The organism is Arthrobacter sp. UCD-GKA, assembly GCF_001863355.1.
Taxonomy (GTDB): domain Bacteria; phylum Actinomycetota; class Actinomycetes; order Actinomycetales; family Micrococcaceae; genus Paeniglutamicibacter.
Genome location: NZ_MOLR01000015.1, coordinates 76,531 through 101,958, shown reverse-complemented (window position 1 = coordinate 101,958; position 25,428 = coordinate 76,531). Strand labels below are relative to the sequence as shown.

Below are 25,428 nucleotides of genomic sequence, written 5' to 3'. Positions count from 1 at the left end.
GGAGGGAGAACATGATCACGCTGGAGAACCTGGGCAAGGACTTCGGGTCGGTCAGGGCCGTGGATTCGCTGAGCGTCACGGTGGCACCGGGGAAGGTCACCGGGTTCCTGGGGCCCAACGGGGCGGGGAAAACCACCACCATGCGGATGCTGCTGGGCCTCGATTCCCCGAGTTCCGGCCGGGCGCTGGTCAACGGGGTGCGCTATGCGCAGCTTGCCGCTCCGCTGCGCACCGTCGGTGCGCTGCTCGAGCCGCGCACCGGGCACCGCGGGCAACGTGCGGATTCGCACCTGCGGGGACTGGCGCGCAGCAACCGGATCCCGGTGGCCCGCGTGGATGCGGTGCTGCAGGAAGTGGGGCTCGGGGAGGCCGGGCGCCGGCGCATCGGCACCTATTCGCTGGGCATGCGCCAGCGCCTGGGCATCGCCGCGGCGTTGCTGGGCGAGCCGGAGGTGCTGGTGTTCGACGAACCGGTCAACGGGCTGGACGCCGACGGGGTCGCATGGATCCGCGACCTGATGCGCGCGAAGGCCAGAGCCGGGGCGACGGTGTTCGTCTCCAGCCACCTGATGAGCGAGATGCAGTCCACCGCCGACCACCTGGTGGTGATCGGGCGCGGGAAGCTGCTGGCCGACCAGTCGATGGACGCGGTGCTGGCCGCCAGTGCGCAGACGGCGGTCGTCGTCTCCTCCCCGCAGGCAGGGGTGCTGGCGGCGGGTCTGGAGCGGGCCGGGTACTTGGTGGCGGTGGCGGGGCCGGACTCGCTGCGGGTCACCGGTGCCACGACGCAGGAGGTCGGCGGCGTCGCCCATTCATTGGGCGTGCGGATCAACGAGCTGGGCCTGCGGCGGGCGTCGCTGGAACAGGCCTACACGGAGCTGACGGCCCAGTCCCTGGACTACGTGCCGACACGGATCGGGGAAGAACCATGAGCGGGACGAAGGCAACACAGGTGGACAGCATGAAGCAGGCCGGGAGGGCCGGGGCAGGCGGTGCGCGCACGGTGGCGGCGGGGCCGAGGCCCGGCTTCCGGGCGGCGATGGCGTTCGAGTTCACAAAGCTGTGGGCGGTGCGTTCCACCCGCACCACGCTGGCCGTGGCCCTGGCCGCGCAGCTGGCGATGGCGTGGCTGATCGGTTTCTCCGCGTGGGCCAGCGGGGTCAACGGCTACGAGTCGGCGATGCCCGCGCCGTTCATGGCGCTGGCCTGTTTGCAGCTGGCGCAGCTGTTCATCGCCACGCTCGCCGCCCTGGCGATCACCTCGGAGTATTCGAACGGGACGATCATTTCCTCGCTGCAGGCCGTGCCGGTGCGCTCCCGGCTGCTCGGTGCCAAGGCCGCGGTGCTGGGCATCGTCGGGCTGGGAAGCGGCGTGGTGCTGGTGGGGTCCGGGACGCTGGTGGCGGCGCTGGCGGCAGGGACCTATGGCGCCTTCACGGTGTCCGACCTGCTGCTCGCGCTGGCCGGCGGCGGGGCGTACCTGGGGATGCTCGCGGTGGTGATGCTGGGCATCGGGGCGCTGCTGCGCAGCACCGCCGGGGCGATCACCGGCGCGTTCGTGCTGCTCTTCGGGCTGCCGCAGCTCCTGCCGTTGTTCGCCGTCGACTGGGTGCAACGCGTCGTGGTCTACCTGCCGACGACGGCCGGGCAGGTGCTGGGCACCGGGGCGGTGGAACCCTACGGCGCGGCGACGGCGATCGCCGTGCTGGTGGCCTGGGCCGGTGTGCTGCTGGGTGCCGGGATGTGGGTTTTCACGCGCCGGGACGCCTGAGCCAAGGGGACGGGCATCGACCCGGGCATCGACTCCGGTCGCGGCGGCTTAGCCGTGGCGCATGTGCTTCCACCAGGTCAGCGGGTCGGCGACCTTGAAGCGCCGGCCCGTCATCGAGGTCGGGACGATGCGCACGAACTGGTCCTTGGGGCCGGACTCCCACGGGAAGAGCATCAGGTTGAAGGAGTCCAGGGTCTCCTCGATGCCGCCGAAGAGCTCGGCCTTGCCCTGGATCATGACCGACCAAGCGACGCCTGTCTCCTGGTTGACGCCGTCGGCCTGGAATGCGACCTGGGGCTGGGCACGCAGCGTCTTGAGCTTGGTGCCCTCCCCGGTGCGGAACACCACGGTCCCGTGGTCGACGGTGAAATTGACCGGGAAGATCTGCGGCATGTCATCGTGGCTGACGGCCAGATGGCCGAGTGAAACCGCCCGCAGCAGTTCCAGGCACTGGTTCGATTCGAGTGCTTCGACGTCCGTGTGGGTCTGGTTCTCTTCCATGGATTGAGCGTACGTCGGCGCGCGCCATGTGGCCAGAGCTGGACTGCGCCTCTCGGGGGCCCTGCCCGGCCGGGCGCCCGGAATGGATGGACCCGGTTGCGTCGGGGCCGATACCGAGACGGTTTTTCGTGGGTTGCCGGCGCGAACATCGTGCGCCCCTGCCTGCAGGGTTCCCGATGTTGGTTGGTAGGGCCACAGCGTCTTCCCGAGCGGTCCCGACATCCCCAAGGATACGTCGCGCGCGCGGGTGCGCGCACGCGCACGCGAGAAATCCGGGGTGGAGTGGTGTTGGGGAATCCGTCCGCCGCGCGTGGATGGGGAAAAGTTGCCAAGAAAATACGCGGGGAGGCCGGAACCAATGGTTCCGGCCTCCCCACGTGGTGCCCGCGCTAGGAGTTCTTGGGCTTGTGCTTGAGCTCGCCCTCGATTTCCTTGCGTTCCCGGCGGGTCAGCGGAATCGATCCGGTGGCCGGGTTGATCAGCACCCCGGGTGCCGGTGCCGGTGCCGGTGCCGTGGGATCGGTGGGTGCCGGCGCCGGGATGGCTCCCGCGCCCGGCCCCGAGATCGGGGTCGAGGTCACCTTGGGGGCAGCCTGCGCCGCGGGCACCTCCATGCGGGCACCCACCACCGCCATGACCTCCTCGGTGACCGGGTGGGCACCGTGCTTCTCGGCCCGGTGCGCGGCGGCACGCTCCTTGGCGCCCTCCACCAGGTGGTAGAGCACCGGAACCAGGATCAATGTCAGCGCGGTGGAGGAGACCAGCCCGCCGATGACCACCACGGCCAGCGGCTTGGAGATGAACCCGCCGCCGCCGGTCAGGCCCAGGGCCATCGGCACCAGGGCGAAGATGGTGGCCAGCGCCGTCATCAGGATCGGGCGCAGGCGCTGCCTGGCTCCGTGGTAGATCGCGTCCTGCAGGTTCATGGCCGGATGGCCGTCGCGCGGCAGGCGGTACTGGTTGATCAAATCGATCAGCACTATCGCGTTGGTGACCACGATGCCCACCAGCATCAGCATGCCGATCAGCGAGGGCAGGCCCAGCGGGACATTGGTGAGCAGCAGCAGCCCGATGGCGCCGGTGGCGGCGAACGGGATGGAAACAAGCAGGATCAGCGGCTGGATGAGCGACTTGAAGGTCGCGACCATCACCACGTAGACGATGGCGATCGCGGCCAGCAGCGCCAGGTAGAGCTGGGCGAAGGAATCGGCCTGCTCGGTGGCGGCCCCGCCCAGCTCGGCGGTGGCGCCCTCGGGCAGGGCGAGTGCGTCGAGCCGCTTGGCGACCTCGGCGGAGACCGAGCCGAGGTCGTTCTCGCCCGGGGTGATCGAGACCGTGGCGATCCGCTCCCCGTTCGAGGAGGTGATGGTGGCCGGGGACTCGGAGCGCTCGACCTTCGCCACGTCGCCCAGTCGCACCGTTCCGGTGGCGGTGGGCAGCTTGAGGTCGCGCAGCTGGTTCAGGTTGGTCAGGTCGGTTCCCTCACCGATGCTCACCGGATAGTCGGTGTAGCCCACGCGCACGGTGCCGGCGGGTACGGGGGAGAGCGTGCCAGCGGTGAGCGCGCCGATCTGCGCCTCGGAGAGCCCGGCGGCCGCGGCCTTGGTCCGGTTGATGGACACGGAGACCTGCGGGCGGGCGGTGGACAGGTTGTCGCTGAGGTCGGTGGCACCCTCGATGCCGGCCATGGCCTCGCGGGTGGCCTCGGTGGCCTCGGTGAGGATCTCGGGGGTGGGAGCGCCGACCTGCACGGTGACGGCGGAGGATCCGCCCATGCCGCCCTCGGAGGCGGAAATGGAGATCTCGGAGTCCTTGGCCAGGGGCTTGACCGCGGCGCGGGCCGCGTCCTGGATCGCTTCCTGGTCGGCATCGGCATCGGTCATCACGGTGAAGGAGGCCGAGTCGGTGCCGCCGGCCAGGAATGCGGCGAACCCGCCCGAGGGGGTGCCGGCGGTCAGCTGCACGTCGACCACGGAATCGAGGTTGCGCAGGGCCTTCTCGACGGGGGCGGCGGCCTTCATGGTGGTTTCCAGCGAGGATCCGGCCGGAAGCTTCTGCGTGACCGAGAAGGTGTTTTGCCCGGTGCCGCCCAGCAGGTTGGTGGGCACCAGCGGGACCATGATGACGGTCAGACCCAGCAACGCCACGGAGGCGACAAGCGTGATCACCGGGTGCCTCTGGGTGCCCTTGAGGACGGGGGAGTAGCCGCGCTGCAGCCAGGAAGCCGCTTCCTTCTTCTCCGCCTTCGCGCGCGCGGCGGCGAGGTCCGCGGCGCCGGGCCGGGTGTGGCCCAGGAACCAGTAGGCCAGCACCGGGACGATGGTCAGGGAGACCAGCAGCGAGGCGAGCAGCGCGATGGTCACGGTCAGCGCGAAAGGCCGGAACAGCTCCCCGGCCATGCCGCCGACCAAGGCCACGGGCAGGAACACCGCCACGGTGGTCAGCGTAGCGGCCGTCACGGCGGTGGCGACCTCGCGCACCGCGGTGAGGATGGCCTTGGACTTTTCCTCGCCGTAGGCCAGGTGCCGCTTGATGTTTTCGATGACCACGATGGAGTCGTCGACCACGCGGCCGATGGAGATGGTCAGCGCGCCCAGGGTCAGCATGTTCAGCGAGTAGCCGCCCATGCGCAGCCCGATGAAGGTCACCAGCAGGGACAACGGGATGGAGATCGCGGTGACCAGGGTGGAGCGCACCGAAAGCAGGAAGATGAGGATCACCACGACGGCGAAGCCCAGGCCCAGCAGGCCCTCGACGGTGAGGTCGTGGATGGACTGCTCGATGAACGGGGCCTGGTCGAAGACCGTGGTGAACTTCGCGTCCGCGCCGAGCTGGTCGGCCAGGGCCGGCAACGCGGCGGCCACGGCGTGGGAGATGCCCACGGTGTCCCCGGCGGGCTTCTTGGTCACCGACACGGCCAGGGTCTCGACCCCGTTGGTGCGGGTGATGGAGGTGGCGGTGTCATCGACCATCTTCACCTCGGCCAGCTGGGAGAGGTCGTACACCCCGGAGGCCCCGCGCACCGGCAGGGACTTGACGGCGTTCAGCGAGTCGACCAGCGAGCCGGAGGTGACCGGCAGGTCCAGGCCGTCGGTGTCCAGCCGGCCCACGGGCATCAGCCCCGAGCCTTCCTCGATGACGGTCTTCAGGTCGTTGACGCCCAGGCGCTCGGAGGCCAGCGTGGCGGCGTCCGGCAGCACGGCGATGTGCTGGGAGGTGCCGCCCGAGACGTCCGCGGTGCGCACGCCGTCGATCTTGGAGAGCTTGGGCAGCACCAGGCGCTCGACGTCGGAGCGCAGCGAGTTCAGGTCCTTGCCGCCGGAGACCGCCAGGTAGACGATGGGGAAGTCGGAGATGGAGCCGGCGAACGCGGAGGGTTCCACGTCCTCGGGCAGCGTGGCCTTGGCGTTGGAGATGGCCTTGTCGACCTGGGCGCGGGCGCGGTCCAGGTCGGTGCCGTAGGCGAAGGACAGAGAGATCGTGGTGAAGCCGGTCTGCGAGGTCGAGGAGGAGGATTCCAGGCCCTCGACGGCCTGCAGCGCGCCCTCCAGCGGCTGGGCCACCTGCTTGTCGATGACCTCCGGGGATGCGCCGGACTGGGATGCCACCACGGAGATCCGCGGGAACTCGAGCGCGGGAATGAGTTCCTGCTTGAGTTGCCCCATGGTGATCACGCCGAAGACCGCCACAAACACGGTGATCAGTGCGATGAGGGCACGGTTGCCCAGGGAAAGTGCGGCCAGCCGATGCATCTGCCATCCTAGAAAGATTGTCTTGTTCGCTATTGCTCCGCAACCCACTCTAGTTGGCGCCGGAGGCCGCCGGGTCCATCCAAAGGCGTACCTTGCCCCGGGAGGGCACCGGGTGTCAAAAGGGTGTACTTGGCGTGCGCGTCCGTGCAACGATAGGCCAACGGCCCGCAGCTGCCGCCGCCGTCCGGGACCGGCCCGCCGCCGGGAACCCGCGGCACGAACGAGCGTCAACTCCCACCAGCAGAGGAGAAAGCATGTTCCAGAATTCCCCCGATGGATCCAGCCCCCGGATGGTGCCGGTCAGCGACTCCACCATGCCGCCCGAACACGCCCCGTCCCCGGAACCGCCGCCGGGCCCGCCGCCCGGGCCGGATCCGGACTATCCGCCCGCACCGCCGTCGACCCCGGAGCCTGAACCGGATCCCGGGCCGTACCCGGTTCCCCCTGGCCCCGGGCCCGATCCGTATCCGCCGGACCCCGCCCCGTTCCCGAACCCGGTGCCGGGCCCGGACCCGATGCCCCATCCGGATCCGACCACCAGGCCTCCGGGCTGAGCAAACTGCGCGTGGGTCCGCTCCCCTTGCGGAGCGGACCCACGCGCAGGTCTTGGTGTATACCTTCGCGGGTGCCGGGAATCCCCCGATTCGAGTATTCTTTCCCGGCACCCGCGAAGGGGGCATGGCTGGTTCATGTTCCCGGCGGTGGCCCACCGTGGTTGGCGCGGACGGCCAGGGAACATGCTCTTGGCTAGGTGGCGGCCTGCCCGGCCCGGCCGCGGGGCCGCCGGCGCTCTCGGTGCTGGATCGTTCGCGGATCGTTGACGGGAACCCCCATTGCCGTCAACGATCCGCCGCGCACACCGGGAACGGCCTTGTCGACCGATGCGAATCCTGCCTGGGCCATGGGCCGCCCCTCCTGGTTGGTGTGCTACCCGAGAGGTTACCGAAGAGGCAGGTCAGGCGGGAGTGGAAGGCGGGTTTCGGGGAGGGATTTCTTGGGACGCTGCCCGGGGTGTTGGGAAAATCCAGACAGTCGCCGCTTCGCGCTTCGGGTTACGGCGCCTCTCCGGTGCGCAGGTCGATGGTGGCGACATGGATCCCGCCGACGTAGACGTTCAGGTCCCCGACGGCCGCCGGGGCCTCTGTGCCAAGGCTCGCGGCGGAGATCGAGAGGCGAAATCCCGGGGCACGGGGCGCCGGGAAATCGAGCATCCGGTACATGCCGTCGCTGGATTCGGCTTCCGGGGCCGGGGTCATGGTCAACGTGCCCAGCCGATCCAGGTAGTCCTGGTCGATGCACAGCGTGAGGGGTTCGTTGATTCCCGCGGTCGAGCGGATTTCGATGGCCAGCGTGGCGGGGCCGCCGGGAAGGTCGGTGCCGTGGGTGTGCACGGTGACCGCGTAGCCGCTGCCCCGGCTGGCCTCCATGCCGCCCAGCCCGTCGATCCCGGGGAGCTCCGGATCCAGCGGGGTCGAGTCTGGCAGTACGGGCTCCTGCGCCGGAGGTTCGGGGAACGTGTCCATCGTGCTTCCTCTCGTTCCCGCCCGCGGGGGCTTCGATGCGGTTGGTGGGTGGATTCCCTCCCTGCCACCGTCTCGCTCCGCGCCCCGGGCGTCAAGTGCCCGCGACGCCGAAAACTCGCTCCGGATTCCGTCCCGGAGTGCATGGACCGGCGGGGTGCAGGGGGACGTAGGGGTGGTGGCCTTCCTTTACACGCCGCCGGTGGGTGGTGAATGCTGTCCCTAGTGCCGCAACGGCAATTCCGCCGGCCACGGACCGAGGCCGCGGGCCGCAGGACGAATGCATGAGGGGTGTGAAGACTTGTGGAAGGGATCCGCTTGCGCGTCCAGGACGCCATGCAGTCGCACAACGACGGCCTGACGCAGGCGAAGGTCGCCCGGCAAATCGGCATGAGCCGCGATGCGCTCAGCCGCTCCCTGAGCGGGCAACGCAACTTCAGCGCCACCGAGCTGGCGAAACTTTCCAAGGTGCTCAAGGTGTCGCTGAGCTGGCTTATCACCGGGGACCCGCGCCCCGAGGGCGCCACTGGCCGGGACGGACAGGGCGCCGGCTGGAAGCACGATTCCGTGGCGGAGACCGTGGCTTTCCCCGCCGGGGCGTATCGGGAGGTGGGGCTGGGCACCGGGACGGTGCCGCAGCTTGAGCCCGGCCTGGACCCCGAGGAGGGTGCGGCGCGGGTTGCGAGGGTGCTGGATGAGGCCCTGGGGCAGGCGTTCGTGCATGACCTGCCCGCGGCCATTGAACAGGCCTACGGGATCGGGGTGTTCGTGGCCGCCGAGGGACCGGCGTTCGACGCCCGGGCCATGCGGACGGACGAGGTCACCTACATCATGGTGCGAGGCACCGGGGCCTGGTACCAGGCGAACCTGGCGCTGGCCCGCGAGCTGGGCGCGCTGCTGGGCGGGCGGCACGAAGGCATCGGCATCCGCACGCAGGCCGAGGACGGCTGGGCCCTTGACTTCGCGTTGGCGCTGCTGCTGCCCGCCGCCCGGTTGAGGTCGATCGACTGGAACAGGCAGACCCCGCGCGAGCTGGCCGGGTTCCTGTGGGAATCCGGGGCCCCGGCCAAGGCGCTGGCGCACCGGCTCGACGCACTGGGCATCGCCCGCGGCCCGGCGATGGTGCATGCCGACGAGGGAACCTTGCAGCTGCTGGTCTGGCAGGATCCCGAGTGCCTGAGCCACCACCGGGCCAGGGCGTATCGCGCCCCGCGGATTCCGGCGGACCTGTTCGGCGCGCACCTTTCGGGCATGCGCCGCGGCGTGGTCGACGGGTCATCGCTGGCCTGGATGCTCGACACGCCGCTGGCGGAACTCTGAGCTCCCGGCCCGTTGCCAAAAGGTTGGAAACCGGCGGCGCGGGCAGTAGCGTGGCACACACGGACACGGGCGTCCGGTGCGCATTCAGGCAATGCGGAACCGGTGTCGCGCCCGGGCCCGCAGCAAGGTGCCGGCCCGCCTGCGGCCTCGTGCGCGAGGCCCCGGACCGGCACAAACCATTGGGAGGGGAGGAACACCATGCCCAGGGACAAGACTCCGCAGATCAAGGACGACGAACTCTACGAGAAGCTGCGCGATGAAGGGAACTCGAAGCAGAAGTCCGCACGGATCGCCAACGCCGCCGCCAAGGACGGTCGTTCGGCGGTGGGAGAACGGGGCGGGGAATCCGGAAAATACGAGGATTGGACCGTTCCGGAATTGAAGAACCGGGCCAAGGAAATCGGCCTGCACGGGTATTCGAAGCAGACGAAGGACGAACTGATCGAGTCCCTGCGCAATTCGTGAGGGCAGGGCACGGAAGGAGGAAACCACATGGCCGATTCGAAGCCCGGGCGGCAACCCCCTGAACAGCCCGGGGGATACAAGAGACTCGACAGCTTCGATCCGTTGCGGGACGCTGAGACCCTGGTGGACGACGAGGAAACCCAGGATGCCTCCACCCCTGTTCCGGGGGAGGCCTCCGGCGACCAAGCCGCCGGGCAGGACCCTGCGGCGGCACCAGGCATGGAGGGAGACCAGAACCAAGACGAGCGCTGAACCGCGGGCCGCGGCCGGCGGCCACGCCTGTGCCATCGGAGCAGGGGCCCCACGTCAACCAGTCGCGGCCCCGAACCCCCGCAGGTGCGCAGCGCAGGTGGCGGCGGGGAAGCCACCGGCAAGGCGTTTCCATTCAACGAGTTGTTGTTCCACCACGTCGTTGAGCAAGGTCATTCAAAAAGGTCATTCCACCATGAGTGCGGCGGCACGGCCGACCACGCCTTCCAGGCCGCCGAAGGCGAGGCTGTTGCGCTGGAGCCGCGCACCATTGCCATCGGCCAGCAGGCGGCCGAACGCCGTTTCCACCTCCTCCTTGTCCCCGTTTTCCTCCAGGGCATCGCCGATGCGCCGCAGCAGGGCCCCCACCATCTGCTCGGGGGATACCGACCGCCCGGACTCGGGGTCCAGCTGGCTTCCGTCCAGGCCGTGTTTGGCTCCCTGCCAGTAGGCGAGATCGAGCATTTCGCTGCGCAACCCGGATTCGGGCAGAGGCTGGTGGACGCATGTTTCCACCAGTGCCCTGAGGGCCAGGGCCAGGGCCACCGAATCCGCGGCCCTCAGTTGAGCATCGGCGACGCGGATCTCGATGGTTGGATAGTTTTGGGACAGGCGCGCCGCCCAGCCGATGTGGCCGGCATCCAGGACCACGTCGGAACCCAGGACCTGGGAAAGGAACCTGTAGTAGTCCTCGGGATCGGCGAAGTGGGGCTGGATCCCCTGGACCGACCACATCCGGTAGTGGATGCTGCGCCAGGAGGCAAAACCGGTGTCCATGCCCCGCCAATATGGAGAGTTCGCACCGATCGCCACCAGCATGGGCAGCCACCTGCGCACGCCGTTCAACGCCAGGACCCCGGCCTCCGAATCGGCGATCGACACATGCACGTGCATGCCCGAGACATATTGCTGGCTGCTGATTCCCGGCAGGTAGCGGTGTATCTGCCGGTACCTGTCCACCGGGGCGATGGTTGCCGGGCCTTCGGGTATCAGGGGAGCTGCGCCCACCGAAACCGCCACCAGGTTGCTGGCGGACGCGGTGGTCGCCAGGTTCCGGCGGAACCCGCGCAATGAGGCCAGTGCCTCGTCGGATGCGGAACATACCGGTGTCGCCATTTCCACCTGGCAGTCCAACAGCTCATGTTGCGGTGTGCTGGCCCCGGCCCGGATCGACATCAACCGCTCCCGGGTGTCTTCGTCGGGGACGGCAGGAAGTCCCGAGGCGGGATCCAGCAGGAAGAATTCCTCTTCGATGCCAAAGGTGCTCATGGGCTATGCCTTTCCTTGAAACGAGGCGTGAAGCCGCTGTCCGCCGTCTGCCACCGCGTGGCAAAGGGACCTGTGGCACGACGGGGCCCGGCGGGCCCGCGTCGGCCCGTCGGTGTCGTGGATGCAGCCTATGCGCCGCATCGATCAATGACACCGGGGGCGGAGACGGGCCGGTGCTCCTGGCGCCAATGGTGGTTCATGCTGTTCTCCTTCGCCGGGACCGCCGGCACCCATATGGCCAATGCCGGGCCGGATCTCTCCGGCATGGTGCTACTGTGCCGCGTCCCGGTGGCACCGTCAAGGATTTCGACACCCACCTGCCTGACCCCGGGACCGACGCTGCCGGCGCAAAGCGGCAGGAGGGAAAAATGCCTTTACATGGAGGCCCTGGTGCGGCAATGCTGTGCATGGGACGTGAGCGGCGCGTGCACCAAGGTGGCCGCTCTGCCTGGAAACCATCCAGAATTGGGGAAGGCAGGGACAATGGAACAAATCCGTCTGCGGGTCATGGATGCCATCAGGTCGAACGACGGGGGACTGAAGCAGGCGGCGATTGCCCGACAGGCTTCCATGACGCAGGATGGCTTGAGCCGGTCGTTGAGTGGACAGCGGAATTTCAGCGCGGGGGAGCTGGCCGCGTTGGCCAAGATCCTGCGGGTTTCGTTGCAGTGGCTGGTCACGGGCGACCCGCGAGGCACCGGGCACGAGCCGGCGGACTGGGACCGCGGAAGTCCGCCCATCGGCACCGAACGCCCGGACCGGGTGGCCGAGACGGTGGCGTTTCCGGCAGGGGCCTACCGTGAGGTCGGGTTGTCCACCCCGTCGGTGCCCGCCGTCGAACCGGGAACGCCGCCGGAGGTCGCAGCTGCTGAGGCGGTTCGCGGGCTTGCCGCGAATTCGCCGGGCCCCTTCATCCACGATCTTCCCGCTGCGATCGAGCACACCTACGGCATCGGGGTGTTCGTGGTGGGCGAGGGCCCGGCCTTCGACGCCCGGGCCATGGCCACCAGCAAGGTGACGTATGTGGTGGTGCGCGGCACGGGTGCGTGGTACCAGGCCAACCTGGTGCTGGCGCGCGAGCTTGGAGAACTGGTCGGGGGCAGGCAGTCGGACATCGGACGCCGCCGGCTCTCCTCGGACAACTGGTCCACCGACTTCGCCTATTCCCTCCTGCTGCCGGAAGCGGGGCTGCGTTCGATCGACTGGAACAGGCAGACCCCCCGGGAGCTGGCCGACTTCCTGTGGGAAGCGGGGGTCTCGGCCAAGGCGCTGACCCAGCGGCTGGAGTCCCTGGACATCCAACCGGGGCCGGCCCTCGTGCATGCGGACGAAGGAACCCTGCAATTGCTGGTGTGGCAGAACCCCCGGTGCCTCAGCCATCCCCGGGCACGGGCCTACCGGGCGCCGCGCATCCCCTACGACCTTTTCAACGCCCACCTCAAGGGCATGCGCGAGGGCCACGTGGACGGCACCTCCTTGGCCTGGATGCTGGACACGCCGCTGTCGGAACTCTAGGCACGCCGGCCAGATGGGCCGTGTGGTGCACCGACACCGTCGACCGGGGCCGCGTGCTTCGGGTGGCTGCAGGGGAAGGGAACCGTAGGTGTCCGGACGGCAAGGGGAGCCGGCCCGGTGACGGGCCGGCTCCCTGCCGTGCGCCGGGGCCTACTCGCGGTTGATGTCCTTGGCTGCGTCCTTGGCCCGTTCTGCGGCCTGCTTCGCCTTGGCCACCGCCTGGTCCTTCAGGCCCTCGGCCTGCATTTCTTCGTTGTCGGTCGCGTCACCGGTCTTTTCCTTGATCTTGCCGGCGGCTTCCTTGGCCTTGTTGCTGATCTTGTCTCCGAGTCCCATGGGGATTCCTCCTTGCTGTGGTTCAACGGTGGAATGCCGGGCCGCTTGATGCGTGCACCGGTATGGGCCCGCACATCCCGGGTTCAGTGGTGGGGCCTTTCGTATCCCTCCCTTCCCGGGGTGGCGGAATTCTTGGCGGCCAGAGCCGGTTTCGGCTCGGCCGGACTAGAAGCTTCTGTCGATGCGGCGGTGGTAACGCATGCCCGCGTGTCCGCCTAGGACGGCGGCAATCAACGGGATCACCAAGGCGATGGCGAGCACGATCCACCCCAGCAACCCCATGTTCCATTGCTGCGGAACCAGTGGGCTGCCGTTGAGCTGGCGCCAGGCGTCGAAGTTGATGTCGGGAGCCATCGTCAGGGCGGCCACCACGATTGCGGCGACTATGGCCCAGACCCATACAGCCACGCCCTGGCGGCCACCATGGAAGCGGGCCATGCGTCCTGCCACGTAGCCGCCGCAGAAGTAGGCGATGAACAGCACCAGGACCAAGGCCGCTGCGGAAATCCACGCCGCCGCGTCCGGGTTGCGTGCCATGTTTTCGGCCGCGGAGCCCAAGTCGTTCTTCGTGGCAAGTCCGACGCCGGCACCGAACGCGGTGAGGAGCGCTGTCAGCAGCACGCTCATCCCCATCGCAACGACCCAGCCAAAGAAGGTGCTTCCGACCTTGACGCCACCGAATTCCTGGCTCTCGCGGGAGAGCCGTTCATTGCTGCGGTAGTCGGCGGTGCTTGATCCGGATCCTGTGGTTTCCATCGAACGACCTCTTTCTCAAGTGAAAACGGACAATGGCTGGTGGTTGCGCTCTCGCCGGTTGCTGCGGCGGGTGCGCGCTCAGGGGTCCATGCGGTGCAGAGGGCCGGGACCCCTCGCCTCGGGTCCCTCTTCGGTGGTTGCGCGCGGCCCCTCGGCCAGCTGCTCTTCCTCGACCCTGGCCTTCGTGTTCCGGGCCTTGTCCCTGGTCCCCTGGAAATCTGCGTCGCCAGGTGAACCGGGACCTGCCTCGCGGCCGGGGTCCTCCACGTTTTCCTCCCGGCGATTCGCCTCCGCGGCGTCGTACCGGCGGATGCGGGAGGTCGTTGGCTCCCGGTGCTCCCGGGCCAGGTACGGCTCTGCTTGCCCGGCGTCCGCCGCGCGACCCTGGCCAAGGCCTGCCTGGGAATAGTATTCAAAGAGCCGGTCTTCGTCTTCGGGGCTCAGATGGCCGGTTGGGCCGATGTCCGGAGCGTCCTTGACGAAATGCTTGGTGTATTTGACGTAGAGGTTGCCATTGGTGATTTCCGCATCGGTGAGCGGAACGAAGTTCTCCTTCGAGCCGAAAAGCCCGGTGTTGACGGTGGCAAAGTGCGGAAGATCGGTTCCGTCGTCAAGATAGATCTGACCGAGCGTGCCAATCTTTTCGCCGTCGGAACCAAACACGTTCGTCTTGGATTCCAGCAAGGGCTTGAAGTTTTCGTGTTGCAACATGGTGTTTTCCCTTCCTTGCAGGCTCCGGAGGAACTTGGCGCCTGACCCGGCACCGGGCTGGCCCCTCCAGCGATGTGCCCCTGGGCAGCGCAGCTGCCGGTACCTCCTGGCCGGTCCGCTGGTGTGCGGCGGCCGGCGGAGGCATCCGAGCCATCCCTGGCCTCCTTCCGGTCCCGGCACCGTGCCCCGGCACCGCTGCAGCAGCGTCGGTTCGGCCGGTTGTTCCTGACAATMGCTAAACACCGCTGCCGATCCGGTTCAAGTAAGTGTCAAGCCGTTGGGGGCAAGCCGGCGCGTCGGGCGGACCTGTATCGCGAAAATACCAAGACTTGGTGCCGCAGCCCTTCGGAAACGCATGATTTCGCGGGCCGGCCCGGTGCCAGCCCGGGACGACGGGGACCAAGACGCGGTGCATGGGCGGCTTGCGGGTGAAGCCGGGTGTTGGCGGGCGCTACGAACCGTTATCGGGATCCATTGCCGCATAGTATTCATCGAGCATGGATTTGGCCTCGTCGCCAAGATCCGCGGCGGGATCGATGTTCGGGGCGTGCTTGATGACGTCCTTGGGGTAGCGGACCTGGAGATGTCCGTCGGTGAACACGGCGCCGTTGAGTGAAACCAAGGCTTCCTCGGAGCCAAACAACCCCAGGTGGACGCTGACGAAGTCCGCATCCCCGGTGCGCACATCCATGAAGATGTTCCCCAGCGTGCCGACCTTCTCCCGCCCCGGCCCGTAGACGGTGCTCTTGGCCTTCTTCAACGCGTTCAGGTAGCCGTGTCCCAGCATGACGTTGTCCTTACCGGATGGTCCTTCCGGGTGCTGTTCACCGACGGACCGGATTGGCTGCCTGCCGTCGCGTCGGTCCCCGTGTGTGGGCGCAACGTCGGCGGGCAGAGGCACCGGGCATCCACAACAAGCAAAGCACCCGGGCACGTGCCGTTCAAGGGAATTGCGCGACGGACAACGACGGCCCGGACTCCCTTGCGGGAATCCGGGCCGGAGCGTGCACGGGCCTTATGTCAGCTTGAGCAGCCTGTCGGTCTCGGCGCGCACCTCTGCGTAGAGGGAGGGGTTCTCGTTGAGCTTCACGCCGTAGGACGGGATGATCTCCTTGAGCTTGGACTCCCAGCCGGAGAACTGCTTGGGGAAGCAGCGGCCCAGCAGGCCGATCATGATCGGGGTCGCGGTCGAGGCACCCGGGGAGGCTCCGAGCAGGCCCGAGATGGTGCCGTCGGCGGAGGTGATGACCTCGGTGCCGAACTGCAGCACGCCGCCCTTCTTGGCGTCCTTCTTGATGACCTGCACGCGCTGTCCGGCGGTGATCAGTTCCCACTTCTCACCGGTGGCCTCGGGCAGGTACTCGCGCAGCGCGTCGTCCTTCTTGGACCGGGACTTGAGCACTTCCTTGATCAGGTACATGGTCAGGTCCAGGTTGTCCTTGCCCACGGCGAGCATCGGCAGGATGTTGTGCGCGCGGATGGAAAGCGGCAGGTCCAGCAGCGAGGAGGTCTTGAGGAAATTGGTGGAGAAGCCGGCGTAGGGGCCGAACATCAGCGAGCGCTTGCCGTCGACGAAGCGGGTGTCCAGGTGCGGCACGCTCATCGGCGGGGCGCCGACCGAGGCCTGGCCGTAGACCTTGGCGTGGTGCTGGTCGATGATCGCGTCGTCGGTGCAGCGCAGGAACTGGCCGGAGACCGGGAAGCCGCCGAAGCCCTTGATTTCCTCGATGCCGGCCTTCTGCAGCAGGCCCAGGGCGCCGCCGCCGGCGCCGACGAAGACGAACTTGGCCTTGACGGTGCGGGCGGCCTTGGTGGCGTTGTTGCGGACCGTGACGGTCCAGCCGGCGCCGTCGCGCTTGATGCCCTTGACGCGGTGGCCGTAGTTGACCTCGGCGCCCTTGGCGGCGAGGTCGTCGGTCATCTGGCGGGTGAGCGAACCGAAGTCCACGTCGGTGCCGGAGGTGACGCGGGAAGCTGCCACGCGCTGGGACTCGTCGCGGCCGTTGGCCACCAGCGGGGTCCAGGACTTGATGGTGTCCAGGTCCTCGGTGTGCTCGATCTCGTTGAACAGCGTGTTCGGCTTCAGGGCCTCATAGCGTGTCTTGAGGTACTTGGCGTTGTCCTCGCCGATGACGAAGCTCATGTGCGGCAGCGGGTTGATGAAGCTGGACGGATCGCCGACCTGCTTGTTCTTCACCAAGTGGGAGAAGAACTGGCGCGTGACCTGGAACTGCTCGTTGATGCCGATGGCCTTGGCCGGGTCGACGGTGCCGTCGGGGCCCGCGGCGGTGTAGTTCAGCTCGCACAGGGCCGAGTGGCCGGTGCCGGCGTTGTTCCAGGGTGAGGAGGACTCGAGGCCGGCCTGGTCCAGGTTCTCGAAAAGTCCAATGCTCCACCCCGGCTCCAGCTGCTTGATCAGGGTACCGAGCGTTGCGCTCATGACACCGGCGCCGATGAGGACGACGTCGAATGATTGGCTGGTGGATTCAGAAGGCACGAGGGGTTCTCCATTGAAAGTTCTTCTAGACTCTACGCAAGGCTAGCTTGATGCGGGGGTCTGGATGAAATTGGTGGCTTGACACCAGTGGTATTAAGTGTTGAGTTTCACATCCGAGAAGACTTCATCCAGCACCGGGGAGGAAGGATAGTTCTTCACGGTGTCGTTGAAGGCCAGCGCGGAGATCGGGAAGGCCAGCGGCAGGGCCGGCAGGTCCCGGGCCAAGGTGTTGGACAGATCCTCGTAGGCGGCCACGCGTTCCTCGCCGGCGGGCATGGAGCGGGCTAGCAGCACCTGGGCGGTGAGGATGGGGGAGTCGTAGTCGAATTGCCGGTTGTTCGAGGCGAACAGCGCGCCCATGAAGTCGTCCGGGTCCCGGTAGCCGCCGTTGAAGCCCAGCAGGTGCAGCCCCGGGATGTTCCCCGAGCGGACCTTGGACACGTAGCCGTCCGTCCAGTCGATGGGCACCGGCCGGATCTTGATGCCGACCAGGGCCAGCTGCCGGGAGAGCTCGGCATAGATGAGCTCGGGCAGCGGCAGGTAGGCCCGGGAGATGTTCAGCGGGTACAGGAACGGGATGGGGGTCCCGTCGTAGCCGCAGGATTCGAGCAGCTCCTTGGCGCGCTTGGCGTCGGGCCCGTAGTACGTGTCGGAGGTCTTGATGCCCAGCGAGGCCGGCAAAAAGCCGCGGGCCTCCTTGGTGCCGGAGATGAAGAACTGCTCGATGATCCTGTTCCGGTCGATGCCGTGGGCGATCGCGCGGCGGAACTCGTCCTTGGCCAGCCACTCGTTGGACCGGTTCATGCCCAGGTAGGTGACCGAATACGGGTCGCGCTGCACGATCAGCTTGCCCTCGCGCACCAGCTCGCGCAGGCCCGTGACGGTGACCATGTCGAAGCCGTCGATTTCCTTCCGGCCCAGCGCGCCCAGGCGCCCGGCCGGCGTGCTGATCTCCTGGAAGACCACGATCGTGGGGGCGGTGGTGTTGGCCGCGACGGCGTCGGCGTCCCAGTAGTCGGGGAAGGAGCGCAGCGTGATGGCCCCGTCCTTCCAGGCCATGAACTTGTAGGGCCCGGTGCCCACCGGTTGCGCGGAGAGCGCCGAGTCCGTCCGCCCGGACTCCGGCGCGGTGGCCAGTGCCCGGGGCGAGGCGATGGCCAGGCCCGGCAGCGTTAGTGCCTCGATGAGCCCGGTGATGGGCTTGCGCAGCGTGAGCACCACGGTGTGGGTGTCGGCGGCCTTGATGGATCCGAAGTAGCTGGCTGTCCCTCCGGTGTTGGCGCCCACGAAGGGGTCGTCCTTGAGTTGCTTGCGCAGCGACTCGAGCAGTTCGAGCTGGGCGGCGTGGTGCGCAGCCTGCTGCGGGTCGACAATTTCGTCGCCGTTGGCATCGAGGGTCGGCTCGGGCTTGGGGATGGTCTTGGGCAGCACCGGCAGCTGGTCGTTGTGCCGGAAGACCTGGGTGAAGCCCTGGTCGGAGTTGGCGCGCACGTCGGCGGGCAGGGCCACCCAGTGTTCGAAGTTGGTGACCACGGCCGCCGCGTTGAAGTCGGCGCCGTCGTGGAACTTGACCCCGTGGCGCAGGACGAAGGTGTATTGCAGCCTATCGGGGCTGACGATCCAGTCGGTGGCCAGCAGCGGGATCGGGGCGCCGGTCTCGCGGTCTACCCCGATGAGCCCCTCGTAGATCTGGCGGGTGACGCGGAAGGTCTCGTTGTCCCCGGAGATTGACGGGTCCAGGGTCACCGGGTCGGCGGCGGAGCCGAAGTGGAAGGTGCGGATGGCCGGTTCGGCACTGGCGGTGGGGCTGGGGGGCACCGGGGCTTCCTTCGGGACGCAACCGGCCAGGGCCAGGGCGCCAAGCCCCAGGCCCCCGGCCAGGAAGGCGCGGCGGCTGGCGCTCGGTGGTTGAAGGCTGTGCGGCTGGCTTGGCACCAAAGACTCCTCGTCAGTGTTTTGGGCTCCACGGTCGTGGCTGGCCGCTGCAGGTTGTTAACGAGCAGGGCCCCCGAAATCATCCGGGGGCCCTGCGCGATGCCGCTGGTCCCCGAGGGGAGGTCTGCGGCTCAGGAGTGCGAGCGGGGGGACTTGAACCCCCACGTCCGAAGACACTGGAACCTAAATCCAGCGCGTCTACCAATTCCGCCACGCTCGCAAGGCAGCGAACCGCTTTCGAAGTTCGGCAGGAATCAGTCTAGCGGAGATTTTCGGCCCGATTTATCGCTTTTGGGCTGAGGGCGAAACTTTATTTGGGGTCGATTCCCAAATCACGACGCAATTTCGCCACGTGCCCTGTGGCTCGCACGTTGTACTGCGCCACCTCAACGATTCCGTTCTCGTCAACCACGATCGTGGAGCGGATCAGGCCCTCGTAGGTGCGGCCGTAGTTCTTCTTCTCGCCCCAGGCGCCGTAGGCCGCGGCCACGGCGTGGTCCTCGTCGGCCAGCAGCGGGAAGGTCAGTTCTTCCTTCTCGGTGAACTTGGCCAGCTTGGCCGGGGCATCGGGGGAGATGCCCACGACCTGGTAGCCGGCGGAGGCCAGGGATTCGAGGGAATCACGGAAGTCGCAGGCCTGCTTGGTGCAGCCCGGGGTGGAGGCGGCCGGGTAGAAGTACACGATGGTCTTCTTCCCGCGCAGCGAGGACAGGGCCAGTTCCTGGCCGCGGGCGTCGGTCAGGGTGAAGTTCGGGGCGGAGTCGCCGGCTGACAGGCGGACGGCTTCGGCAGTGGTGTTCTCGCTCATCGGTGTGGTGCTCCCTAAGGTTTTGGGGTGTCGACGGGTTCTGCCTATGAGCCTATCTCGAATGGGTGATGACAAGACCGTGGCTGGCTGCCGGCAGCATTCCGGTGGTGCGGGTCCGTGGCAGGAAGGCAAGGTCCGCGGAATCCGGCGGCGGCGCGAAGTCCGTCGCTGGTGTTGTGGGATCAAGGCCCCTAATATGAGTGATTGAGAGATGTCAATCATTCACGTTAGGGCCCGTTTCATGTCCAAGAAAAAATCTTCCGCTTCGTCCGCGGGCTTCGCGCTGCCCGAGGAGCTCGTTGCCCAGCGCGTGGCGTTCGCGGCATCAGGTGCCGCGGGGACGCATGAAGACCAGCTGGCCCGCATCCACCGCACCGGCGCGACCAACCGGGTGGGCTCGCGCTCCGCACGCACGCGTGCGGCCATCCGCAACAACGGATGGTGACCGCGTGGGGTTGAAGCTCAGCGGCGGCTCATGTGTTTAGGAATGCAACGGGACCGTTCCAATGCCGGCGTGGCGAGGGATAGCACCTGGGAGGCCGGGCTACGGTGACAGGCATTCGCGAATGAGTTTCGCGGAACGTGCAGTGGAACCAGAAGGGGGAAGCATGCCGAACAAGGCTATGCAGGAAATCACCGACACCCAAGCTCTGCGGTACCTGGAAAGGTACTTCGGCAATGGGGCGGGTCAAAACGGGTTTCTTGGCTTGAACTTTGAAACCTTTGGCGAGGGCGGCAATGGTGATCCCTTCGCCATCACCGCATCGGATCTATTGGCAGTCTCCATGCTGAGCGTGCACGTCCCTGCAGAAGCGGCTCTCGCAATCATTGGCCAGGACGCAGCGAGGATTTCGGGTCTCTTGCGGAAGCTGGACCCCTCCGTCAAGTTTGAGGAGCTGAGCCAGGGAGAATTTGACGACCTTTTGGGTCCGGCGGGCCCTGCCCAGGAATTATGGGATCTACTGAGGCGCAATGGCTCTGAGCGCTGGGGAATTGGTGCAACGACCGCGAGCAAGATCATGGCGCGAAAGCGGCCGCACCTCATTCCGATCTATGACTCGGTGGTTGCAGATGCCACCGGCATGAAATCCAGCAGGCATCATTGGTCGTTGTGGTACCAGGCCCTGACGCCGCACGCAGCACAAGATGCAAACGTATCTGCCACGTTGACGCTTTCACAGCGCCTGGGTGTTTTGCGTGAACAGTCCGGATTGTCCGACAAGTCGTTGCTGCGCATCCTCGACGTGGTGATCTGGATGCACCACCGAAAGGGCGAACGCAAGAAGTCTTCTGGCAATAGCAACTGACGCTGCCGTCGACCAACGGGCATTCGCCGGGGCCTGCTGGGAAGGCTGGAAGCTCRGGGAACCGGGGCGTCAGGACCAGCCCATGGTTCCGGGTGCTTCCGGAGCGATCCCGGGCCCGGCCCCAAAGTATCCCTGGCTCGATTCGGGATCCGGCTCCGATCCGTTCTCCCCGGTCCCTCCCAGCAGGCTGCGTGTCAGCGACGCGGCATCCGACATGAGCTCGGTGGCAGCCGCCGACAAATGCGCATCTGAAGGCTCCTCGCCGGCCAGGGCCGCAAGCAGGATGGCCCGGCGGGTCAGCTCCTTGGCAAATGAGGCGGTCGTTCCCTCGATCTGCCCGGCGATGTCCTTGATGGTGCGTGCGGAGGGGTTGAGCCTGGATCCGTAGAGTTCCAGCAGCGCGCGCCGGGCCGCCGTGTCGGGACGCGGCACCGCGACGGCAAGATCGACGCGACCCGGCCGCTGCACCAGGGCCTCCTCGAGCAGCTCAACCCGGTTGGTGGTGAGCAGGAACGCCACATCCGCATCGGTGTCCAGCCCGTCCATGGCATCGAGCACCTCGAAGAGCAGCGGCTGGGGCCCATGGCCGAAGCTCCTGTCCTCGGCCACGAGGTCGCAGTCCTCGAGCACCACGATGGCCGGCTGCAGGGCCCGTGCCATGCGCGCTGCCTCGCTGACAAAGGCCAGGGTGTTGCCCGAGAGCAGGATGATGGTGTGCTCGGCCGCTGCCGAGGCCAGGTAGCGCACCGTGTGCGTCTTGCCGGTGCCCGGAGGACCGTAGAGCAGCACCCCGCGCTTCAGGTGCGCCCCGTGCGCCAGGAGCTTCTCGCGGTGCTTGCCGACGCCCAGGACCTGTGCCTCGATCCGCTCGAGGGTCCCCGGCGGCAACACCACGTCCCCGGCCGCCACGTTGGCCCGGCGGTGGAAGGTGATCCCCGCGGCGGACGAGGAATAGTCGTTGGCGGTGAAGGAGATGACGTGGCCGCGGAAGATGCTGTTTTCGCGAAGGGACGTCTTGAAGTGCTTGAGGAACTCATCCACCGCATCCGGGCTGGCTCCGAGGACTTCCACGGTGGCGCGTTCGCGGCCGTACTGGGGATTGGCTTGCCGCATCAGCACCGCCATGGGGTTTCCGGCGCGAGKGAAGAGGAAGAGTCCGAAGGAGACGATTCGGCGTTCCTCGTCCGGGCCGACCGAAACTGTCTCGTAGTCCGGCTCGCCGAGCCACCCGGCATGCATGCCGTTGCTGGAGACCAGGTCCGAAAGGTCCATGTGGTGGCGCTGCTGGCCGGTCAGTCCGTGGATCCGTGCGCCGGAGTCGGCTTCAACCAGATCGTTCAGGATTCCCGAGGCGTCCGCCAGCCGATGTGCGGGAAAGGATTCGACCACTACGGGCAGTCGCCCCGGCTCCGTGCCGAGGTGCGCCGCGACAGCCGGCAGCAGCGGGGTGCCGCCGGTGACGTCGGAGGCCATGGAGGCCAGGGTTGTTAGCTTGGAGAAATCGCGAAGGAAGGATGCCAGCTGTTCGTCCATGAGCGGAGCCTATCAGCGGGCACCAATGATTTGGGCGACGTCAGCGGGAAAACGAAAGACCCGATCTGTCGAAACAGATCGGGTCTTTCTCACCGTGCACCCCTCGGGACTTGAACCCGAAACCCATTGATTAAGAGTCAATTGCTCTGCCAATTGAGCTAGAGGTGCTTAGTCGCTTCGGTCAGCGCCCCGTGCGGAGCCCGTCCTTGCGACGCAGATAATCATAACCAGAAAGTGCCATGGAAATAAAATCCGTGATTCCATGAACGCGCGGCATGCCAAATGCCTTGATTTCATGCGGATTTCAGCGTCTTTCCAGGTGTGAAACGTGATGCTTTGGCACCTTGGGGGATGAAATGGGGTTTGTGATGGTGGGCACAATTCGCGATTCGGGCCTCTTTCGTGGCGGAGCAGCCCAAGCGCGGCGCATCCGGGGCGTGGTCCGAGGACGCGTGTTTCGCCCACGTCCCCGGAATCTTGGACCCCGTCACCTCGTTTCTGCTCTTCTTCATTGTCCGTGAATAATTCGTTACTAGTCAGCCGATGAAACCGCCGGAGATTGTAGTAATGTTCGTGACGGCTGTCCTAGGGATAGTGCTCGTGCGGGCCAACCGACTCGCAGGAACAGTTCGGGGCCACGGCCTCTTGGGGGGAATCATCTTGAGAAAAATGACCGCAATTTTGATGGCGATGTTCGTCGCTTTGGCGGGGGTTCTTGCCGCCGGCGGACCGGCCGCCGCAGTGACGGGCTCGTTGAGCCTGAGTGTCCAGCCGGCTTCGCCCGGAGACAGCTGGGTGCAATTGACGGTCACGGCAAAAGGCGTAATCGGCAAAAAGGTCATCCTGCAGATGCAGTCGGGGGATACCTGGAAAACGGTTCAGAGTTCGGATTGGACGGTGGATTTCGATGGTGAAGAAATCGTGTTCGATCGTGAATTCACCGATTCCGGTTCCAAGACGTTCCGGGCAGCGCTCAGCTCCGGGACAACTGTCTCTAGGGCAATCACTGTCGCATCACCGATTCCGGCGCCACATTTGAAGCTGACCGCCTCGGCTCCGGGCCCCGGCGAAACATCTGTTTCGTTCAACGTGCTCGGCAACGGGTTGGAAGGACTTCCGGTCAGGCTGCAGGTGCTGCGCGGGTCCACGTGGGCGACCGTCGCCACGAGTGACCCGTTCTATGGCCACTTTGACGAGGAAATCGACCTGGAGCACGAGCTGACTTCTTCGGGAAAGTTCACCTACCGCGTGGTGGCTCTCTCCGGGAGCACGGTCGCAGCGGTTTCCAAGAACGTCGTCGTCCTCTCGTCGATTCCGATGCCAACCCTGAAGCTCTCATCCGCTCCCCGCCAGAAGTGGGAAAACCAAGCCACCTTCACCGTGGTTGGGTCGGGCCTGCTGGGACAGGCCCCGGTCCTTCAGCGGCTCGTCGGCAAGACCTGGACAAAGGTTGGAGTCGGGGAGAGGTTTGGCGACCACTACGCGGAAGCCGTGGAAATGGCCTATAAACTCACCGGCAACGGCACTCATTCCTTCCGGGCCGTCGTCCTGTCCGGCACGAGCGTGAAGCACGCATCGCCGATCCTGAAGCTCGCCTACGATGCGCCAACAAAGCCTAAGCTCCAGCTTGTCATCCCCGACAAGAAGGTCAACGTGGCTTTCGTCAAGGTGACCGACGGACGCGGACTGACCGTCAGGTTGAAGCAGGTCGCCGGAAAGGACGTGACGCTGTGGAAGGCTTCTAAGCCCGCCACCGCAAGCAGCTACACGCTGCGCATCCCTTTCAAGCTTGCCAAGACAGCGAACATTGAACTTCGGGCTGAAGGCGCCAGGCCCGGCCAGGGAACTGCCTATTCGTCGGATATGGGGTACCGCGCCGTCGCCGGCAAGGGGCCGTCGAAGCCCTTCGTCAGTCTCCAAGCCAGCGGGCAGCAGCACAACCCCAAGAAGACGTTGAAAATTCTAGGCGACCTGCCCAAGGGCAGCGTTCTGTCCGTCCAGGCACTGAAGGGCAAGACCTGGAAGCAGGTATGGACGCGCAAGATTGCCGCCGAGGGATATTCCGCCACCGCCAGTTTCACCGTTGCGAGGGAAGGCACCGTTGCCCTGCGCGCGGTAGTCACTCGAGCCGGAAAAATTCAGGCCACATCCAAGGCAACGACCGCGAAGTACGCGCGGAAGGCCACGAAGGGCTACCTGGGCGGATGGGGAAACCTGTTCCAGGATGCCGAGGGGCACATTGCCTCCGGCGATCGGCGTTCGGATTCGGTGCAACTCAGCTACGTCCTCTCCACAAGGACCGCCTACCTCCAGCAATATCGAGGCGGCAAGTGGAAGAACGTGCAGAAGGTGATCCTGAAAAAGGGCAAGTATGGCGATGCCGCCGGCCGTTTCACGACTCCGAAGGAATCGGCAACGGTCTCCGTCAAGTACCGGGTCCGGGTGTCCGAGACTGCCTACGAAAAGGCCTGGACCAGCCCGTCCACGAAGATCAAGCACATGAACCCGAAGCACTACAAGGGGTACATCAAGACCGCCCATGACTACATGAAGCGCTATTGCCCGAACCAGGTCGTGGTCTACGCGCCGAAGAGGTACGGGGGACAGCTGAACTACTCCAGCACCGCTTGGTACCCGTCCTACCGCATTGAAATGTCCCCGAACTATTCCAAGGGCGGCGGCATGAAATTCGTGGCCCTGCACGAATGCGCCCACATCCGGACATTCAAACTCGCGGTCAAGCTTCACGGGGTAAACGGCATGGGGAAAATGGAGGCCCGGCTGAACAAGATCTACGGCCGGAACAATGGGGGCGGCACCGAGCAGGTGGCCGACTGCATGGCCAAGGCCATGGGCGGAGACATCCGGAACGGCGGCTACACCAAAAAATGCTCCGGGAATCGCGGGACCGCCGCCAAGAGAATCCTTGCCGGCAAGATGCCGTAGCCAGGGGGTGCCGTGAGGCCCGGAGCGGTGTGCTGGAGCCCGAGGCGACCCGGAGCCGGCACGGCCAAAGGGAAACCCGTCACGTACCGACCGGAGCGTCGAGGTCACCGACACTGCCCGGTACACCGGGGAGGCCGTTTCATCCTCGGCCCTGAAGATCCGGCAACAGGCCGGTTCTGGATTGAAGCCGGCCCTGAAACCGCGCAAAACGCGGTCTGCACCCCCGCGACGGGCCGA

Annotated in this window: 22 protein-coding genes and 2 tRNA genes; 9 read left to right on the top strand and 15 right to left on the bottom strand. The window is 66.6% G+C overall.

Going from position 1 to position 25,428, the window contains the following annotated elements; genetic code table 11:
- Positions 1-11: 11 nt before the first annotated feature.
- Both BLJ79_RS20240 and BLJ79_RS20235 read left to right on the top strand, forming a co-directional pair.
- Complete coding sequence (locus BLJ79_RS20240; RefSeq protein ID WP_071216600.1) at positions 12-932, top strand: ATP-binding cassette domain-containing protein; 921 nt, start codon at positions 12-14, stop codon at positions 930-932.
- 29 nt (positions 933-961) lie between these two features.
- Positions 962-1,771 carry an ABC transporter permease gene (locus BLJ79_RS20235; RefSeq protein ID WP_286135765.1) on the top strand — a complete coding sequence of 270 codons (810 nt, stop codon included), beginning with the start codon at positions 962-964 and terminating at the stop codon, positions 1,769-1,771.
- A 48-nt stretch (positions 1,772-1,819) separates the two neighbouring features.
- Here BLJ79_RS20235 and BLJ79_RS20230 read toward each other — a convergent pair whose 3' ends face one another.
- The 4 genes from BLJ79_RS20230 to BLJ79_RS20220 form a co-directional block, all read right to left on the bottom strand.
- Positions 1,820-2,272 (bottom strand): pyridoxamine 5'-phosphate oxidase family protein, encoded by a 453-nt coding sequence (locus BLJ79_RS20230; RefSeq protein ID WP_071216598.1) that lies wholly within the window; start codon positions 2,270-2,272, stop codon positions 1,820-1,822.
- A gap of 389 nt (positions 2,273-2,661) precedes the next feature.
- The gene (locus BLJ79_RS20225) at positions 2,662-6,024 is read right to left on the bottom strand and encodes an efflux RND transporter permease subunit (protein ID WP_071216596.1); all 3,363 of its coding nucleotides are present in this window, start codon (positions 6,022-6,024) and stop codon (positions 2,662-2,664) included.
- 747 nt (positions 6,025-6,771) lie between these two features.
- On the bottom strand, positions 6,772-6,927 hold the full coding sequence (locus BLJ79_RS23475; protein WP_175475553.1) for a hypothetical protein: 156 nt from the start codon (positions 6,925-6,927) through the stop codon (positions 6,772-6,774).
- 149 nt (positions 6,928-7,076) lie between these two features.
- Positions 7,077-7,547, bottom strand: coding sequence for a hypothetical protein (locus BLJ79_RS20220; RefSeq protein ID WP_071216595.1), 471 nt, complete (start codon positions 7,545-7,547; stop codon positions 7,077-7,079).
- A gap of 315 nt (positions 7,548-7,862) precedes the next feature.
- Between BLJ79_RS20220 and BLJ79_RS20215 the strand changes: the two genes are divergently transcribed.
- From BLJ79_RS20215 to BLJ79_RS20205, 3 genes are all read left to right on the top strand, one after another.
- Positions 7,863-8,864, top strand: coding sequence for a helix-turn-helix domain-containing protein (locus BLJ79_RS20215; RefSeq protein WP_286135720.1), 1,002 nt, complete (start codon positions 7,863-7,865; stop codon positions 8,862-8,864).
- A 198-nt stretch (positions 8,865-9,062) separates the two neighbouring features.
- Positions 9,063-9,329 carry a DUF7218 family protein gene (locus tag BLJ79_RS20210; protein WP_071216592.1) on the top strand — a complete coding sequence of 89 codons (267 nt, stop codon included), beginning with the start codon at positions 9,063-9,065 and terminating at the stop codon, positions 9,327-9,329.
- A 27-nt stretch (positions 9,330-9,356) separates the two neighbouring features.
- Positions 9,357-9,581: a hypothetical protein gene (locus BLJ79_RS20205; RefSeq protein WP_071216590.1), complete on the top strand. Its 225-nt coding sequence runs from the start codon at positions 9,357-9,359 to the stop codon at positions 9,579-9,581.
- Between the two features lie 183 nt (positions 9,582-9,764).
- Here BLJ79_RS20205 and BLJ79_RS20200 read toward each other — a convergent pair whose 3' ends face one another.
- Positions 9,765-10,847, bottom strand: coding sequence for a carboxylate-amine ligase (locus BLJ79_RS20200; protein ID WP_071216588.1), 1,083 nt, complete (start codon positions 10,845-10,847; stop codon positions 9,765-9,767).
- A 483-nt stretch (positions 10,848-11,330) separates the two neighbouring features.
- On the opposite strand from BLJ79_RS20200, the gene BLJ79_RS20195 reads away from it, so the two are divergent.
- Positions 11,331-12,362, top strand: a complete 1,032-nt coding sequence (locus tag BLJ79_RS20195) for a helix-turn-helix domain-containing protein (RefSeq protein ID WP_071216587.1) — start codon at positions 11,331-11,333, stop codon at positions 12,360-12,362.
- A 150-nt stretch (positions 12,363-12,512) separates the two neighbouring features.
- Here the strand turns inward: BLJ79_RS20195 and BLJ79_RS20190 are convergent, their stop codons facing one another.
- The 8 genes from BLJ79_RS20190 to bcp form a co-directional block, all read right to left on the bottom strand.
- On the bottom strand, positions 12,513-12,698 hold the full coding sequence (locus BLJ79_RS20190) for a CsbD family protein (RefSeq protein WP_071216585.1): 186 nt from the start codon (positions 12,696-12,698) through the stop codon (positions 12,513-12,515).
- Positions 12,699-12,863: 165 nt separating this feature from the next.
- Entirely contained in the window at positions 12,864-13,454 is a 591-nt protein-coding gene (locus BLJ79_RS20185; RefSeq protein WP_071216583.1) for a hypothetical protein, read from the bottom strand.
- 78 nt (positions 13,455-13,532) lie between these two features.
- Positions 13,533-14,165, bottom strand: a complete 633-nt coding sequence (locus BLJ79_RS20180) for a PRC-barrel domain-containing protein (protein ID WP_071216581.1) — start codon at positions 14,163-14,165, stop codon at positions 13,533-13,535.
- Between the two features lie 451 nt (positions 14,166-14,616).
- Positions 14,617-14,952, bottom strand: coding sequence for a hypothetical protein (locus BLJ79_RS20175; protein WP_071216580.1), 336 nt, complete (start codon positions 14,950-14,952; stop codon positions 14,617-14,619).
- 228 nt (positions 14,953-15,180) lie between these two features.
- Entirely contained in the window at positions 15,181-16,662 is a 1,482-nt protein-coding gene (locus BLJ79_RS20170; RefSeq protein ID WP_071216579.1) for a malate:quinone oxidoreductase, read from the bottom strand.
- A 93-nt stretch (positions 16,663-16,755) separates the two neighbouring features.
- Positions 16,756-18,597 carry an ABC transporter substrate-binding protein gene (locus BLJ79_RS20165; protein ID WP_139194992.1) on the bottom strand — a complete coding sequence of 614 codons (1,842 nt, stop codon included), beginning with the start codon at positions 18,595-18,597 and terminating at the stop codon, positions 16,756-16,758.
- 138 nt (positions 18,598-18,735) lie between these two features.
- A tRNA-Leu gene (locus BLJ79_RS20160) sits at positions 18,736-18,817 on the bottom strand.
- 90 nt (positions 18,818-18,907) lie between these two features.
- The gene (gene bcp, locus BLJ79_RS20155) at positions 18,908-19,405 is read right to left on the bottom strand and encodes a thioredoxin-dependent thiol peroxidase (protein ID WP_071216576.1); all 498 of its coding nucleotides are present in this window, start codon (positions 19,403-19,405) and stop codon (positions 18,908-18,910) included.
- Between the two features lie 241 nt (positions 19,406-19,646).
- Here bcp and BLJ79_RS20150 point away from each other — a divergent pair, with 241 nt between their 5' ends.
- Positions 19,647-19,850: a hypothetical protein gene (locus tag BLJ79_RS20150; protein WP_071216575.1), complete on the top strand. Its 204-nt coding sequence runs from the start codon at positions 19,647-19,649 to the stop codon at positions 19,848-19,850.
- A gap of 163 nt (positions 19,851-20,013) precedes the next feature.
- Positions 20,014-20,712, top strand: a complete 699-nt coding sequence (locus tag BLJ79_RS20145) for a DUF6308 family protein (RefSeq protein WP_071216573.1) — start codon at positions 20,014-20,016, stop codon at positions 20,710-20,712.
- Positions 20,713-20,781: 69 nt separating this feature from the next.
- On the opposite strand, the gene BLJ79_RS20140 is transcribed toward BLJ79_RS20145, so the two are convergent.
- Both BLJ79_RS20140 and BLJ79_RS20135 read right to left on the bottom strand, forming a co-directional pair.
- Positions 20,782-22,245 (bottom strand): AAA family ATPase, encoded by a 1,464-nt coding sequence (locus tag BLJ79_RS20140; RefSeq protein ID WP_071216572.1) that lies wholly within the window; start codon positions 22,243-22,245, stop codon positions 20,782-20,784.
- Between the two features lie 95 nt (positions 22,246-22,340).
- Positions 22,341-22,413 (bottom strand) — tRNA-Lys (locus BLJ79_RS20135).
- A gap of 399 nt (positions 22,414-22,812) precedes the next feature.
- On the opposite strand from BLJ79_RS20135, the gene BLJ79_RS20130 reads away from it, so the two are divergent.
- Positions 22,813-25,191 (top strand): hypothetical protein, encoded by a 2,379-nt coding sequence (locus tag BLJ79_RS20130; RefSeq protein ID WP_139194991.1) that lies wholly within the window; start codon positions 22,813-22,815, stop codon positions 25,189-25,191.
- Positions 25,192-25,428 lie beyond the last annotated feature (237 nt).

Coding starts and splice junctions, on each gene's coding strand:
- BLJ79_RS20240 (WP_071216600.1), top strand. CDS start 12: ATGATCACGCTGGAGAACCTGGGCAAGGACTTCGGGTCGGTCAGGGCC.
- BLJ79_RS20235 (WP_286135765.1), top strand. CDS start 962: ATGAAGCAGGCCGGGAGGGCCGGGGCAGGCGGTGCGCGCACGGTGGCG.
- BLJ79_RS20230 (WP_071216598.1), bottom strand. CDS start 2,272: ATGGAAGAGAACCAGACCCACACGGACGTCGAAGCACTCGAATCGAAC.
- BLJ79_RS20225 (WP_071216596.1), bottom strand. CDS start 6,024: ATGCATCGGCTGGCCGCACTTTCCCTGGGCAACCGTGCCCTCATCGCA.
- BLJ79_RS23475 (WP_175475553.1), bottom strand. CDS start 6,927: ATGGCCCAGGCAGGATTCGCATCGGTCGACAAGGCCGTTCCCGGTGTG.
- BLJ79_RS20220 (WP_071216595.1), bottom strand. CDS start 7,547: ATGGACACGTTCCCCGAACCTCCGGCGCAGGAGCCCGTACTGCCAGAC.
- BLJ79_RS20210 (WP_071216592.1), top strand. CDS start 9,063: ATGCCCAGGGACAAGACTCCGCAGATCAAGGACGACGAACTCTACGAG.
- BLJ79_RS20205 (WP_071216590.1), top strand. CDS start 9,357: ATGGCCGATTCGAAGCCCGGGCGGCAACCCCCTGAACAGCCCGGGGGA.
- BLJ79_RS20200 (WP_071216588.1), bottom strand. CDS start 10,847: ATGAGCACCTTTGGCATCGAAGAGGAATTCTTCCTGCTGGATCCCGCC.
- BLJ79_RS20195 (WP_071216587.1), top strand. CDS start 11,331: ATGGAACAAATCCGTCTGCGGGTCATGGATGCCATCAGGTCGAACGAC.
- BLJ79_RS20190 (WP_071216585.1), bottom strand. CDS start 12,698: ATGGGACTCGGAGACAAGATCAGCAACAAGGCCAAGGAAGCCGCCGGC.
- BLJ79_RS20185 (WP_071216583.1), bottom strand. CDS start 13,454: ATGGAAACCACAGGATCCGGATCAAGCACCGCCGACTACCGCAGCAAT.
- BLJ79_RS20180 (WP_071216581.1), bottom strand. CDS start 14,165: ATGTTGCAACACGAAAACTTCAAGCCCTTGCTGGAATCCAAGACGAAC.
- BLJ79_RS20175 (WP_071216580.1), bottom strand. CDS start 14,952: ATGCTGGGACACGGCTACCTGAACGCGTTGAAGAAGGCCAAGAGCACC.
- bcp (WP_071216576.1), bottom strand. CDS start 19,405: ATGAGCGAGAACACCACTGCCGAAGCCGTCCGCCTGTCAGCCGGCGAC.
- BLJ79_RS20150 (WP_071216575.1), top strand. CDS start 19,647: ATGTCCAAGAAAAAATCTTCCGCTTCGTCCGCGGGCTTCGCGCTGCCC.
- BLJ79_RS20145 (WP_071216573.1), top strand. CDS start 20,014: ATGCCGAACAAGGCTATGCAGGAAATCACCGACACCCAAGCTCTGCGG.
- BLJ79_RS20130 (WP_139194991.1), top strand. CDS start 22,813: ATGTTCGTGACGGCTGTCCTAGGGATAGTGCTCGTGCGGGCCAACCGA.